General features: G+C 45.4%; 15 protein-coding genes. 4 read left to right on the top strand and 11 right to left on the bottom strand.

Going from position 1 to position 12,993, the window contains the following annotated elements; translation table 11 throughout:
- Positions 1-65 precede the first annotated feature (65 nt).
- The 6 genes from KIU71_RS06995 to KIU71_RS06970 all read right to left on the bottom strand — a co-directional run bounded on the left by KIU71_RS06995 (position 66) and on the right by KIU71_RS06970 (position 4,864).
- Positions 66-620, bottom strand: a complete 555-nt coding sequence (locus KIU71_RS06995) for a GbsR/MarR family transcriptional regulator (protein WP_214130479.1) — start codon at positions 618-620, stop codon at positions 66-68.
- Between the two features lie 552 nt (positions 621-1,172).
- Entirely contained in the window at positions 1,173-1,937 is a 765-nt protein-coding gene (locus tag KIU71_RS06990; protein ID WP_214130478.1) for an isocitrate lyase/PEP mutase family protein, read from the bottom strand.
- Positions 1,938-1,948: 11 nt separating this feature from the next.
- A complete protein-coding gene (locus KIU71_RS06985; RefSeq protein ID WP_214130477.1) occupies positions 1,949-2,449 on the bottom strand; it encodes a methylated-DNA--[protein]-cysteine S-methyltransferase in 501 nt (166 codons plus the stop codon).
- Between the two features lie 8 nt (positions 2,450-2,457).
- On the bottom strand, positions 2,458-3,696 hold the full coding sequence (locus tag KIU71_RS06980; protein WP_214130476.1) for an MFS transporter: 1,239 nt from the start codon (positions 3,694-3,696) through the stop codon (positions 2,458-2,460).
- A 63-nt stretch (positions 3,697-3,759) separates the two neighbouring features.
- Complete coding sequence (locus KIU71_RS06975; protein WP_214130475.1) at positions 3,760-4,278, bottom strand: DUF3237 domain-containing protein; 519 nt, start codon at positions 4,276-4,278, stop codon at positions 3,760-3,762.
- Position 4,279: 1 nt separating this feature from the next.
- A complete protein-coding gene (locus KIU71_RS06970; protein WP_214130474.1) occupies positions 4,280-4,864 on the bottom strand; it encodes a VOC family protein in 585 nt (194 codons plus the stop codon).
- 109 nt (positions 4,865-4,973) lie between these two features.
- On the opposite strand from KIU71_RS06970, the gene KIU71_RS06965 reads away from it, so the two are divergent.
- Positions 4,974-5,468 (top strand): MarR family winged helix-turn-helix transcriptional regulator, encoded by a 495-nt coding sequence (locus KIU71_RS06965; protein WP_214130473.1) that lies wholly within the window; start codon positions 4,974-4,976, stop codon positions 5,466-5,468.
- On the opposite strand, the gene KIU71_RS06960 is transcribed toward KIU71_RS06965, so the two are convergent.
- Both KIU71_RS06960 and KIU71_RS06955 read right to left on the bottom strand, forming a co-directional pair.
- Positions 5,469-6,068 (bottom strand): YdeI/OmpD-associated family protein, encoded by a 600-nt coding sequence (locus KIU71_RS06960; protein ID WP_214130472.1) that lies wholly within the window; start codon positions 6,066-6,068, stop codon positions 5,469-5,471. It lies immediately after the preceding gene.
- A gap of 171 nt (positions 6,069-6,239) precedes the next feature.
- Positions 6,240-7,340: a hypothetical protein gene (locus KIU71_RS06955; protein WP_214130471.1), complete on the bottom strand. Its 1,101-nt coding sequence runs from the start codon at positions 7,338-7,340 to the stop codon at positions 6,240-6,242.
- A gap of 460 nt (positions 7,341-7,800) precedes the next feature.
- Here KIU71_RS06955 and KIU71_RS18100 point away from each other — a divergent pair, with 460 nt between their 5' ends.
- Complete coding sequence (locus KIU71_RS18100) at positions 7,801-8,169, top strand: GNAT family N-acetyltransferase (protein ID WP_390881828.1); 369 nt, start codon at positions 7,801-7,803, stop codon at positions 8,167-8,169.
- Here the strand turns inward: KIU71_RS18100 and KIU71_RS06950 are convergent.
- Positions 8,150-9,697: a PQQ-dependent sugar dehydrogenase gene (locus tag KIU71_RS06950; protein ID WP_214130470.1), complete on the bottom strand. Its 1,548-nt coding sequence runs from the start codon at positions 9,695-9,697 to the stop codon at positions 8,150-8,152. The two genes, KIU71_RS18100 and KIU71_RS06950, sit on opposite strands and share 20 nt — an antisense overlap.
- A gap of 209 nt (positions 9,698-9,906) precedes the next feature.
- Between KIU71_RS06950 and KIU71_RS06945 the strand changes: the two genes are divergently transcribed.
- Positions 9,907-10,251 (top strand): hypothetical protein, encoded by a 345-nt coding sequence (locus KIU71_RS06945; RefSeq protein ID WP_214130469.1) that lies wholly within the window; start codon positions 9,907-9,909, stop codon positions 10,249-10,251.
- Positions 10,252-10,263: 12 nt separating this feature from the next.
- On the opposite strand, the gene KIU71_RS06940 is transcribed toward KIU71_RS06945, so the two are convergent.
- A complete protein-coding gene (locus tag KIU71_RS06940; protein ID WP_214130468.1) occupies positions 10,264-10,740 on the bottom strand; it encodes a winged helix-turn-helix transcriptional regulator in 477 nt (158 codons plus the stop codon).
- Between the two features lie 106 nt (positions 10,741-10,846).
- On the opposite strand from KIU71_RS06940, the gene KIU71_RS06935 reads away from it, so the two are divergent.
- Complete coding sequence (locus tag KIU71_RS06935; RefSeq protein WP_214130467.1) at positions 10,847-11,233, top strand: hypothetical protein; 387 nt, start codon at positions 10,847-10,849, stop codon at positions 11,231-11,233.
- Between the two features lie 293 nt (positions 11,234-11,526).
- Here the strand turns inward: KIU71_RS06935 and KIU71_RS06930 are convergent, their stop codons facing one another.
- Entirely contained in the window at positions 11,527-12,777 is a 1,251-nt protein-coding gene (locus KIU71_RS06930) for a hypothetical protein (RefSeq protein ID WP_214130466.1), read from the bottom strand.
- Positions 12,778-12,993 lie beyond the last annotated feature (216 nt).

Raw genomic sequence — 12,993 nt, 5'->3', positions numbered from 1 at the left:
AAATTGAATAAAACGGAGACGTTCTGCTTTCCCCTCAATAGCACATTGAAGGCTAATCTACTGTTTTAGTTGGCTTGTTTCGGCAACAACAGTTTATCTTTTAAATCGAGGACTTTTCCGACCCCTGAACCGAGCTTCATTAATGTGTTGAGCTTTTCCGGGCTGAGAGACTGCAAGCTCTGTGTCCATTCAGTGATATTTTCCAGTAAATCGTGGATCTCCGCGATCCGCTCCTGCGCAAATTGCTCGCCCTGATTTCCCGGTGCATCCAGCATTAAGTCACGCAGCAAGCTTAACGTCGGGTCAATCTCGCGTTTGCGGCGCTCTTCAAACACGCGATTCGCCATATCCCAAATGCTGCCGCGACTTTGATAATAATCTTTACGATCGCCGGGTTTATGCTGCGCACGGATCAACTGCCATGCGTTGAGTTCTTTCAAACCCATGCTGACATTGCCACGAGAGATGTTTAACGCGTCACCAATCTCATTGGCTGTTAACGCTTGTTCGCTGACCACCAGCAAGGCATATATTTGACCCACTGTACGATTGAAACCCCAGCGACTTCCCATCTCGCCAAAGTGCATCACAAAACTGGTGATCATCGGTGTCATCTTCATGATTGTTTCTAAAGTTTCAGTAATTTCTGAAAGTATAGCAGGTTATTGACTTGGATCAATCTTTGTTGGTTTCGGGAGCTTTAGTGTGAGATCTATTTTGGAGTGAAATGGTGTCTCTTATCGTGAAATGCGTGTCTCATGTTGGTGAAACAAAAGTGAAAATTTACCTGAAAAGGAAATCGATTTTGTGCCAGCTACAAAACACATATGAAACTAATCATTCCATTTAGTAGAAGAAGTTAAGCAAAGAACAAGCACAAAAAAACCGCCGTGGCCGGCGGTCTTGTTGTCCAATAAAGTGGTTAATTTTATTAGAATACTATGTCGAAACGCTATCGCTAGTTTTGAGATTATAAATTTAAATGTATGTATTGCAACTTTTAATCAACAAGTTGTGAAACGTTGGTAATTTATTCGGTGATGATAAATCCAAAAGAAATCGAGCATTTCGCAACAGTACCCAGTAAGCGAATGGCGCAAGTGGATTTTCTAAATTTGATGGGCAGCCCAATACAAAAAAGCGGAACTTCACACACTTAGATTTTGCCCCTTTTATGGATAGAGCGCTTTTGTAGAGTTATCGTTAAACATTAACGTGGCTGTTTTTTCAACATGCGATATCACTGCGTCAGAGAATGCATTCCCCATACTAAAGCGCTTTATACCTAAAGCTTGCAAATCTTGCAAAGAGGTCAAGTTAGTTAGTGACATGATGTTCACGGGTGCATCCAGTTCAGACGTCAGTATCTTGATTTCGCCAGATTCACTTAACCCTGGCACAAAAACACCATTTGCGCCTGCTTCTATATATTTTGACGCACGGGTTAGCGTTTCCTCCGTCGGTCTCCCTTGAAAGACGGTATCAATTCGTGCATTGATGAAAAAGGTTTCAAACCCATTGTCTACAAGTTGTTTTCTAACAGCTCGGATGATGTCTGCTTGTTCTTCAACTGCGCGAAGTCCGACTTTATCTTTGCGCGAGTCCTCGATATTGATGCCTACTGCACCAATTTCAGCAATAGACAAAACGTTTTGAGCAATATCATCAGTACGGCTTGCATACCCTGCTTCAATATCAACAGAAACAGGAATTGATACCGCTCCAATTATCCTTCTGACGGACTCAAGAAGCAGTTCAAATGCTATGTTCTCGCCGTCTTCCATCCCATGTGCGTTCGCCAACCCATAACTAGTCGTGCCAAGCGCCTTAAAGCTGGCTTTTTCTATTGCAATAGCAGAGATGACGTCCCATGCATTGGGCAGGAACAATATGTCTTCTTGGTAATGAAGTGACATAAACAGTTCAGTCTTGTTCATTCTCTTATCTCCTAGATATCTAATGATGTTTGATGGGGAGATAAAGCACCCTCGTGATTTAACAACCACGCCTTGTTTTCTATCCCGCCGCCATACCCGGTTAGTGAGCCGTCAGCACCGATTATGCGATGGCATGGTACGATGATGTTGATGCGATTTTTACCGTTTGCAGCACCAACTGCCCTCATCGCATTTGGTTTTCCTATGTTTTTTGCTTGTTGAGCGTATGTGCGCGTTTCTCCGAATGGCACGCGAAGCAGCGCTTCCCATACTTCAATCTGAAATGCAGAGCCGATTAGCTTTAGAGGTAAATCAAATTCAGTGCGCTCACCAGCAAGATACTCAAGAAGCTGCACTTTTGTTTGCTCAGTGAGCCAATTTGAGCGGACTAAGGGATCTTTCGATTCTCGTCCACCTTTGCAATACCAAACACTCAATAAGGCGGTATTGCTCGCCTCTATTTTGAGGATGCCAACCGGGCTATCGAAGAACTCGGTGTAAATGGTTTCCATATCACGTCTCATGAAGGCTCGGTGCGCAGTGCGGCTTTATGACGTTGAATGCGACAAGGCCACTGACAGTACCAAAACGCAAACACTCCCAGCACTTGAAGCAGTGCAACGAAAAGCAGCGCCCAGTAGAGCGAATTTGCGTTAATTGAAGCGGCAAGTGATGCGATAAAACCGCTTATCCACTGTGAAAGAGCCACGCCTAAAAACATGGCTATCGTAAAAATACTTAGCGCTCTGCCAATTTTATCGGCGCTAAATGCTGCTCGTAAATCGGCATACTGGAGGGCAATGAATCCCCCCATTAAGCCATTTAAAACAATCAACACAATATCTGCCAACAGACCCAACTGTATGGCGTGTAAAACAAACAAAAGAGAATAACAGCATCCAAAGCTGATGATGATAAGTCGCTGTTTGTACGGGCTGGTTTTCACCAATCCAAAGATAAGTGGCCCCAACATCGCCGCAATGGAAAGCAGTAGCGCCACATGCCCGATGTTAGCCGTGGTTAAACCATAGCGACTAGTCAACATCGGCCCCAACCAAAGTCCACGGAGACACAAAAATGCGGCATAACTGGTAGCCGCTAAACAACAAATCCCCAACATACCCTGTTGTTTGAACACATCGCTTAATTCAAAGACAGTGGCACGCAAAGACGCTGTTGTACTCTGTGTATCTAGCGGTTTTTCCTTGACGATGCAGATAATCGCCACCCAGCTTATGACAGATAAGATAGCGAGCACTACAAACGCGCTTCGCCACGACATCCAACTCACAACCCAAGCCAATGGTGAACTGGTAACAAGCATCCCTGCGCCGCCTAACGACAGCACGACTGCGGACAAAGCGGTAAATCGATGTGATGGAAAGTGGTGCGTGATAAATACCAGAGACGCAAGCAATGCAGGCGCACATCCAATACCAATGAGCAATTGTCCAACAACAAGCACAGAGAATGAAGAAGCAAACACCGAAGTACAACTGCCAGTGATAACAAGGAGGTAGAAGACAACAACCGTGCGTTTAGCGCCATAGAAATCAAGCGAAACCCCAACAACGGGTTGGGCCAGCGCAAATGCCAGATGAAAACACCCTGCCAATAAACCGAGCGCATTGGGAGACAAAGACAGCTCGGTTGCAAGTGGCTGGGCGACAATCGGGACAATGGTACGAAACGCATGACTTAGTATGAAAAAGAACGTTAAAAGCGCAAGCATGACCTTTGCGCTTCGATTTATAGTCATGGATTTGTACATTACCATTGCTTAGTTCAACTTTGATAATGTTTCTATAAATACATGTGCCATTTACATCACGGCGAAGAAGCGATGTATTGGACCGCCATCACCAGTACGAGATTTAGTGACTGAGACGAGATTGTTTAACCATGTATAGCGAGGATCGCTTGTTTCAAAGAATGGCGCAGTGCGGAAATAATACCGCCATGCACCTTGGGGGTCGTCTGCTTTTTCTACATCGAACGCATACTCTAGATGCTCGGGCTCTGTCCAAAAACGACCTTGCCAATAAACGTATATCAATGCATTGTCGTGCGTTTCCAGACAAAAGCGCACATCCAATTCACCCGTACCATCGGGACGATTCCTTATCCAGTCAGCTCCAGAATCAGGGACGACAGTACCGCGTAAGTGCGGCCCTTCAAACGTACCACTTTTCACACGGAATATTAGGCGGTTCGCATCTGACATTGCGCCGACATCGATGGGTGGTAAGTGCAATTGGACTTTGGCTTCGAACAGAAACTCCAGCTCGGGAGGGCTAAACGCATCCCAACTTTTTTCATCTGATTTGAATGTCTCCAGCATATTATTCTCCCTTTGCTATTTGTTGCTCTAATGCTTTGATAGGTGCTTGGTACAGCTCAACCAGCTCACCACTAGGTCCTTGAAGAAACGCCATTCGCATTGGCTCAGAGCGCTCTCCGGCCATGATGACATCCATAGGTGTACCGTCCCAATCCGCCTCTTGCATACTGAAACCAAAAGTTTTGCCGCCTGCATTGAGCGCTTGTTGGTATGCTTCATCGACACTCACGACTGCGATAGCGAGGTGGTTGAGAGGAAAGCCGGGTGCTTGCATTGCCCCATCTCCAGCGGGATGCAATTCGATATACCTGCCTTCTCCTGCTTGGATAAAGACACTACGTACTTTAAAAGGGAAGTTGCCTTTTGTACGAAGGCCAATAATGTCGTCAAACGTTTCTCTGACGCTTAAACCCAAGCCAGACGTGTAAAAACGGACTGAGGCGTCGATATCAGGTACGAATAAGCATACGTGGTGCAATACGGGCGATTGTGTACCACAAAATATCCTGTCGTTAAGTTTAGGAAAGTTATCGGTGCCCGGTATCTCATCTGAGTGTAATTGTGGATCACCATTCGTTATCGACATGGTATTTTTGCACCTCAGGACTTTTTGCTTTTTATTACATTATATGCGCAGTGCATATAAATCAATCCCTGCATTGAAATTTATGTGCATCACGCATAAAATTGCGCCCATGAAAAGTACTGCAAATTTACTGGGTGCTCTGACAATGGCACTCACGGACCGCATTCGAGGTTCGACACAGAAGTTGCTTGAACGGGCGGGTGAGTCTCCAGCCGCAATCGTTGTGATTGGCTACGTGCCGGGTATTTCCGTGGAGCTTCTTAGGCAGGTGCTGGGATTATCACATCCGGGTACGGTTCGCCTAATTGACCGTTTGAGTGATGACGGTTATGTGGAAAGGCAAAAAGCCAAAGATGGTAGAGCTGTCGCTTTACATCTAACAACTGCTGGAACAGACTTGAGAGCGAATCTAATGGATTCGCGAATAGAAATCCTTGAGAATGCAGTCGAATCTTTAAGCAGTAATGAGCAAGAAATGCTCGGGCATTTGCTGTCTAAAGTCTTATCAACACTCCCTGAAACTGAAATGGACAAACATCATATTTGCAGGCTTTGTTCGACGACGGCTTGTCCTGATTGCCCGATACGCGGCAATGCAATTTAGTCAAGACTTCTTTTTAAAGCCAAAGTCTGGCATTTCGCCTCTGTACAACATATCCATGAACTTATCAAAGCGTCTTTGCCGAGTTTCAGGCTTCTTCGCCGTTTCCAAGCCGTAGGCAATGGCGTAGAAGTTTGTCTTCTTGAGGGTTTCATAAAACGCTTTGATGGTTGGCTTTTCGCTTACCGCTGCGACAAAATCCAAGGGCACCTTCATTTGGCTTGGGGGTGCGTAAGCATTTTCCCATCGACCATCTTGTTTGGCCGCGCGAACCTGTTTCATTCCGGGTGCTTGCATTCTGCCTTCTATAATTAGGCGCTCAACATGCTCAGTGTTTTTCTTAGACCAGTCACTACCGGGTTTTCTCGGCGTGATCCGTTGTAAATACGCTTCCTCACCTAGGGATTTTTTCACACCATCAATCCATCCCCAACAAAGTGTCTCAACAACCACATCCCCCCACGTAACACTGGGTTTGCCTGAGCCTTTTTTATAGATTTTGACGAAGAGTTCGTCATGTTTATCGTGGTTTGTCTTGAGCCACTCGCTCAAAGAGTAGGCATTTTCGAACGCCAAAATCTTTGATTCATCAGGTAACTGCATATACGCTCCTATCTCGAAAACTATATGCGTGAAGCATATAATGATTACCGAACTATTGGAATCTGATGTGAGCAAACTTTCGATTGTTGCAGTTTGCAGGCATTTTTTGTTGGCTGTTCGGGGGCAACTCTGCGTACCAAACAGACGATCAAGTATTTATTTTCTTGTTGATTACAAACGCCATAGAGTGGAAGCTGATCTATATTGAGCGCGTCCGCAATCAGACTTTTTCGACTTTTCGGTAAATGGGCTTGTATGATACTCATCTACAGCTTGCTGAAGAGCAACACTGCCAGTGGTACTATATGGCAAAGCTTTTTCCACTTCCTGCCTTCTGTAGACTCTTACATATCCACCTTCAAACTCATTTTCCGCACTGATGCCTTGTCGATCAAAATACTGATGCAACCAGGATTTCGTTTTCCCAGTTTTTTTGGTTAGTTGACCAGAGAGAATAAATTCGGATTTAAATTCATGAATTTGTGAATCCTTTATATGCTGATAACACTCCTTTCCATACAAACTCAGTTGGATAAATTTCAATTCTATCAGTCGCCTCAATGTAGTTAGCTTTACATCCAAATACTCAGCAACAGCGCTCAAATTTAGCCCAGAAGCTCGATTCTGCGTAAGCTTCAACCATTGTTTGAACGAAGTGAGGTCAAAGTAGTAATTATATTGCCCTTCATGAACGAGCTTATAGCCTTTGATCTTGGCTCTTTTGAGCGCAATATATAACGCAATGTAGGGATCATGGAAGTGGTATCCGAAGTCTTCAACTAAGCTATCAATAGACCAGTACCCATCTCTATTCCTACTTATCACAGGTACTTCTGATTCAAAATCTTTAATATCTGTCATTATTACGCGTGATTGGCTAGATTTAAGGCCTTCTATCTGAGTTTTCTTGAAGGCATTGACTTCAACTAGGCGTACAAAAGTTTCTAAGGGTATGGATAAACGCATCGCAGCGTCATCAATTGATAGGCTGTTGCGGTAGAAGCGAGCGAGTTCCTGAGCTTCATATAAATCGCATCTTGACGCATTGTTTGAGTCTAAAACACTTTCGTTAAGGCTATTGTCGAGCAGAAATTGCTCAGGAATATTAAATAAACCTGCAAGGACTGCTGTTGGTTTTTCTATACTGCTTAAGAGCTTCTTCAATCTAGTTGAATTGGTTCTCAGACGGTTAATGTTAATGTTCTTTCTTTGTAAAAATTCATCTAAATAGACGATGTGATATGCAGCTTTACCGTCAATTCGCTGTTTCAACGAATAAGAGAACCCACATTTAGTGTGAGATATCTTCTGGCGTGAAATAAAGTCTCATATTGTGAAATGAAGGCCTCACAGTGGTGAAATAAAAGTTACTTGGCGCTCAAGGCCTCCTAGGTATTGCTAGGAGTGACAATGGATTTTTAAAGTAATAGCTTGAAGGGCTGTAATAGATAAGGAGCTGATACAATGTTTGTTCGAAGAAATGCGTCATTGCGGCAAAGGCCGCAACCTCCCAAAATGCATTGATTAACCTGTTTACACTAAAGATGGATACAAATCGCACACGAGCACTTTACATTGACAGTTCTATGTAATGTTTATATTGGATCTGCAGAGTTCCAAGGAGGTCGTGGCCTCCGCCACGATGACGATTCTTCGTAGATAACGTTCGCGCATTTTTCGACTTAATCCCGATGGCGGCAAAACGCACAATCCAGCCTTAGAGCTTCAATGAATCCTACAGACAACAACCAGTCTGTTAGTTGTTTCGGATCCCTTCGGTCACAGTTACAGTCACGCAGGGGCACTTCGCGATCATAGCGCTACGTCAATGCTTATTAAGCTTGCGTTAAATCAATCTCTTGCTAGTTGCATTGCTATCAAGAACCTTGATTTCCAAAGCGCTGAAATTAGATCAATGCGCACATCTCGTCATTTTAGAGACTTGGGTGTGGCATCAGAACTTCTCACAAAGCTAGTCATTCAACACACTCAGTTCGTTATCTCAGCCATACATTGCGCACTGGCGTTAATCGGTATGGCATATGTACTTTTGAGACGGTATAAATGCCTCCCCCTAGAACCTAATTGGGCAGGATTTTGAAGATATCACCGTTGATAGACAGCACATAAAGTTCGCCTGCATTGTCTTCGCCAAAACTGACGATATTGGTTAGCGTTCCTTCATCCGGAGTGAGTGATTGCGTTTCAAACACAAAATCCTGACCGCTGATTGTTTGCCCTGATTCGAGATCATCAACAGGCAATGACCATATATTGTCACTGACAAAATCAGCGAAAAAGTAACGACCCTGCAACTCGCTAATACTGCCTCGGTACACGTAGCCCCCAGTGATAGAGCGGCCTTCTCTTTGCCCCTCGCCGTGGGAGTATTCAATCACTGGCGCTAATAGCATGTCGGTATTCCCGCCGTCGTAAATCGCCGTACCTTCCAGAATCGGCCAGCCAAAATTCTGCCCCGTTTCCCCGCTATCAATTCGACTGACTTCTTCGATTGCATTTTGCCCTACGTCGCCAATGTAGAGATCACCTGTTTGTCTGTCGAAAGCTGCACGAAACGGGTTTCGCAAGCCGTACGCAAAGATTTCACCGGCGTTATTCCCATCAGTGCTTGCGCTAAAGGGGTTGTCCAGCGGAATAGCATAGTCTTTGTCTGGGTTGTCGGGAAAATCATCCTGAGATACATCAATCCGCAACATAGCGCCAAGCACGGTATGAAGATCTTGGGCATTTTCAAAGGGGTCACCCGCGCCACCGCCATCCCCAAGTGCGATATACAAAAAACCGTCCTGTCCAAATCCTATCCAACCACCATTATGATTGCTGGCAGGCTGTTCGGCGGTGAAAATAATATCTTCTGTGGTGGGGTCGGCGCTGTCTGGGTCAACATCAGAACGGGTGTAGCGCCGGATTTCCGTGTTACCTTCCACGTTCGTAACGTGCACATACACATTGCCGCTGGTTTCGTAATCGGGCGCAGGCGCAAAACCAATTAAGCCACCTTCACCGGCTGTGCCGATTGTGGCACTGATATCTAAAAACGCGGAGCCCCTACGCTCACCTGTGTTCGGATCAAGTAACTGCACAACACCGGCTCTCTCAGTCACAAATACGTCATCATGTCCCGGTCTCCCAGTGAGAAATAGCGGGGCAGCAAAGCCCTCTGCAACACGCGATAATTGATAAGCTTCTGGCTCGTCGGTCACTGTTAACAGCACATCTTGCTCTGAATTGGCCGTTCCGTCAGACACTTGCACGGTGATGGCGTAGATGTTGTCGCGATCGGTATCCAAAGGGCGCTCAAAATTGATTGGCGTGGCCGTCGTTAATGCGCCGGACGAGGAAAGTTCAAAGAGATCGGCATCTTCGCCGCCAACAATACTAAATGACAGCGTATCGCCATCAGCATCTTCAGCGGTAAATTGAAAAACACTGCCCGTTTGCTCTTCGGCAATAGTCGTTTCACTTGCCGATGTAAAGCTAGGCGCTTGATTCTCTGCAGGGGGCGGCGCTGGAGGGCTGTCATTATCGTCGCTGCCGCCACCGCAGGCGGATAAACCCAAAGAGACAGAAGCAATAAAAATCAGTGAGCCTAATGTTGCAGTATGCATACTTCCTCGCTTATTAAACGACGTTATTAATTAGCATAGGTGCTCTACTCGTTTATTTCAAAATCACCCGTCAGATAGCGTACAGACTGTTCACTGTGCTGAATCTATCCGGTCACTTTGATAGGCCGTTGAGCTGAAAAACAGGTTGTTAATTACTCTACAAATGTTATCAGTAGTGCGTTGTGCACTCGCTTACTACAAGGTAAATCATGAAATCTAAACTGTTAATCTCATTATTTTTCATCGCTTTGTTCATTTCTGGTGGTGCGCTTGGACTATTCGTTGGTGTTTCTGGTGCTGCTGGCTCAAACGTCAATCAGGTTTTTTCCGGTGCCGTAGAGCTTGCCGCTATTTCTGAACTCATTGAAAGAAAAGAGTATACAGAAGCTCAACAGTTCACCTGTCGTTCATTGAAAACCAGAATGGCCATCATGGATGCGGCAAAGCCTTTTTTGGGCTCGCGCAAACTGTCGGAAACTGACGCATTGTCCAACCAAGTGCTGCTTTCCAATTTTGAAGGCCTGCAATCTTCGTTAGGACGTTACTGTGAGTAAAAAGCTGGGAGGTTAGCGCTTTTCCACGTCATTAATTTTCAGGGTAATATCATTAATGGAGAGCGCGCTTGATTGCTCATCAACCAACGCGACTTTTAATCCATTACCTGTGTCTTTGTGCATGAGTGATATCGGTGCAGCATCATTCCGTAAATAACGATCACCCCATTGCATCAGCGCGATGATAACCGGCGTTAACTCAATTCCCTGATCAGTCAAGGTGTAGGAATACCGCGTTCGGCTATTTTCTTCGCGATAAGGATCGCGCCGCATAATATCGTTCTCGACAAGACGTTTTAGTCTGGCTGTCAAAACTGCGCGCGGAATGCCTAAATCATTCAGCATGTCATCGAACCGCACTACGCCATACAGTGCCTCTCGCAATATTAACAGCGTCCATTTATCGCCAATCAGTTCTGCCGCTAAAAAAACGCCACATTGGCTCAGTGGTATCGGTGAATTTCTGCGTATGCTTTTTGTAGTCTTCATTAGCTAAGTTTGACATATGAACTCAGCGCATGCAAAATGAGTCTAAGTTCAATATATAGACTTAGGTTGTAATTGGTCTACTGATTTATCACGTCGAGGAAACACTATGTCGAGTTTTACGCTTTTGTTGGTGATTAAAATTATGTTCACTCTGTTGCTTGTGGCAGTGCCTTTTTTACTGCTACCAAAGAAACGTTTAGAACAGAGCACACACAGTCAGCACGATAACCCTCTGTTTTTTAGACTGTATGGCGTGGCAATTTTAGCGCTACTTGTCGGTTATGCTAGCGCCGTTCCGCTTTCCCACGCCGGTGTTTTTTCTTGGGGGATCGCCACCATGGGTTTGGTGTCAAACGCGGGAGCGGCTCTACTTTTGACTTTGATGGGTAAAGGCAAGCTAAACGGTGCGCTGGCAATCTTCTTTAGCGTTATCGCTGTTTCGTTATTAATGGCCATGATGTTTCCTGAAGCGGCAATCAAAAAATTGTGGTGAGCAAGCGGTTACTTCATGCGTTCGTGAAAAGCATGCATAGTCTTATTGCGTTAGAGAAACTGCACCCGACATATTTTTTATCTGTATATCAATTGGGCACGTTTGTTGGTGGCGCTTGATTAGAGTTAGTGGATAAGGAGAAAGGTAAGAAGGGGATTTCTCAATCAGAAATGGTCAAAAAGGGGGCGCACTTAGTCTGCGCCCCTGTCCACTATCACAGGCAGCAAATTCACCTAATAACGTATGTGGTAACAACGAACAGTCAGCTTCTTAAGTCAACTGACTCACCGCCATTAGTGCTCAATCCAGACTTCTTCAGTTTCCTCGAAAAACTCGATATCTTCGGTTTCCTCATGGATCCAAATCATAATTTCTTCTTCGCTCCACTCTTCATGCATTGAAGAATCATGACTTGTGTCGTTATGCTGCGACGTGGCAGGCGATGCAGCGGGTGAACTCACATCGATAGGCTCCCCTGTGGTGCAATCAACGCTAACTTGGCGCGTGTTGGTATCCGCAGCTTGATTGCCCTTGTACACGCCATTAAAGCTTTGTGTGTTAACAACGTCGCGCCTGTTACCGTTTCGGTAGTGCACGAGATCGTAGGTGTAGGGGAGATCCAGTTTTGCGATCTTTGACACCGTTATAATTTGTATTTTCTCGCCCGGGCCTGCTTCTGCACTTACGTTGCGTGTATATGTTGACGCGGTTTCAAAGGCATTGGCTTTTTCAACCGTGAACGCAGCACTAAAACTTGTCTCGGCACTGAATTTGACATAAGGGGCAAAGCCGCCTTCGACAGAGGTTTTTAGGCCAATCGTGTTTGTGTTGCTAAATTTGAAGCTGTGTGACTCAACCAAGCGTTTTTCGATCACAATATTCTGGCGAGCGGGGGCGTTACTTTGGCAAGCATCAACCGTTTGCAAATCGATACGCTCTGGTCGAGTGTTGGCAATTTGCCGTTGTAATGCTGCGTAGTCAGCATTGATATTGTTGATGTAATAGGGTAATCCAAAATGGACTTTGATGCGGTCCAGATACATACCTGATTTTGCATCAATTTTTCGAATGGCACCGTTATTCGGGTCCTCTAGAATACTTCTGCCGCCACCACCGCCACCAAAGCGTTTTGAGGGCTCACCTTCACTAGGGTGAAATTGGATCGCATCCATGTAAACGCCCGACCACAGATAAATGCTTTTTAAATAGCTGCCTTGTGGTGCTTTCCAAACTTCACACCCAACCGTGGAGCCTGCGCCACCCATTTTGGTGCCGCGCACCCCCCCGTAAAAAACAGTGATGTTTTCTACATATGAGCCAAAACACACCTCGACGCCAGTAATTTCACCCCGCTTCCAGCGGCTCTCTTGCTCCGCTACCCATGGGCCACCGCCACCTGTACCCGCATCTTGAGAGGATGAAATTTGGAAAACTTGCTCAGCTGATACGTCATCAGCGGTTGGGGTGGGGGTTTGCGCACTTGCGCTATAGCATATTGCTATCGATACGAGCGAAAGCAATCGTTTAGTTGTTGTGAGTTTCATTACAGTTCTTCTCATCAATTCAGCTATTAGCCAATTCAATTGGCGATAATTTCCGTGCTTCTTGGCACAGCGCGAGATAGTGATTGCGATAGCTTCTATCTAGAGACGCTGCGGTTACGTCCAAATCAGAAAGACGATTTTATGTAAAGCATGAGCTTCAAACTTAGGCTAGCACCGTCTCCAACGGCATACTATGTGAACAAAGTTGAAACAACG

It is taken from the genome of Alteromonas oceanisediminis (genome assembly GCF_018474025.1).
GTDB lineage: Bacteria > Pseudomonadota > Gammaproteobacteria > Enterobacterales > Alteromonadaceae > Alteromonas_E > Alteromonas_E oceanisediminis.
This window is presented reverse-complemented; position numbering and strand designations above follow the sequence as displayed.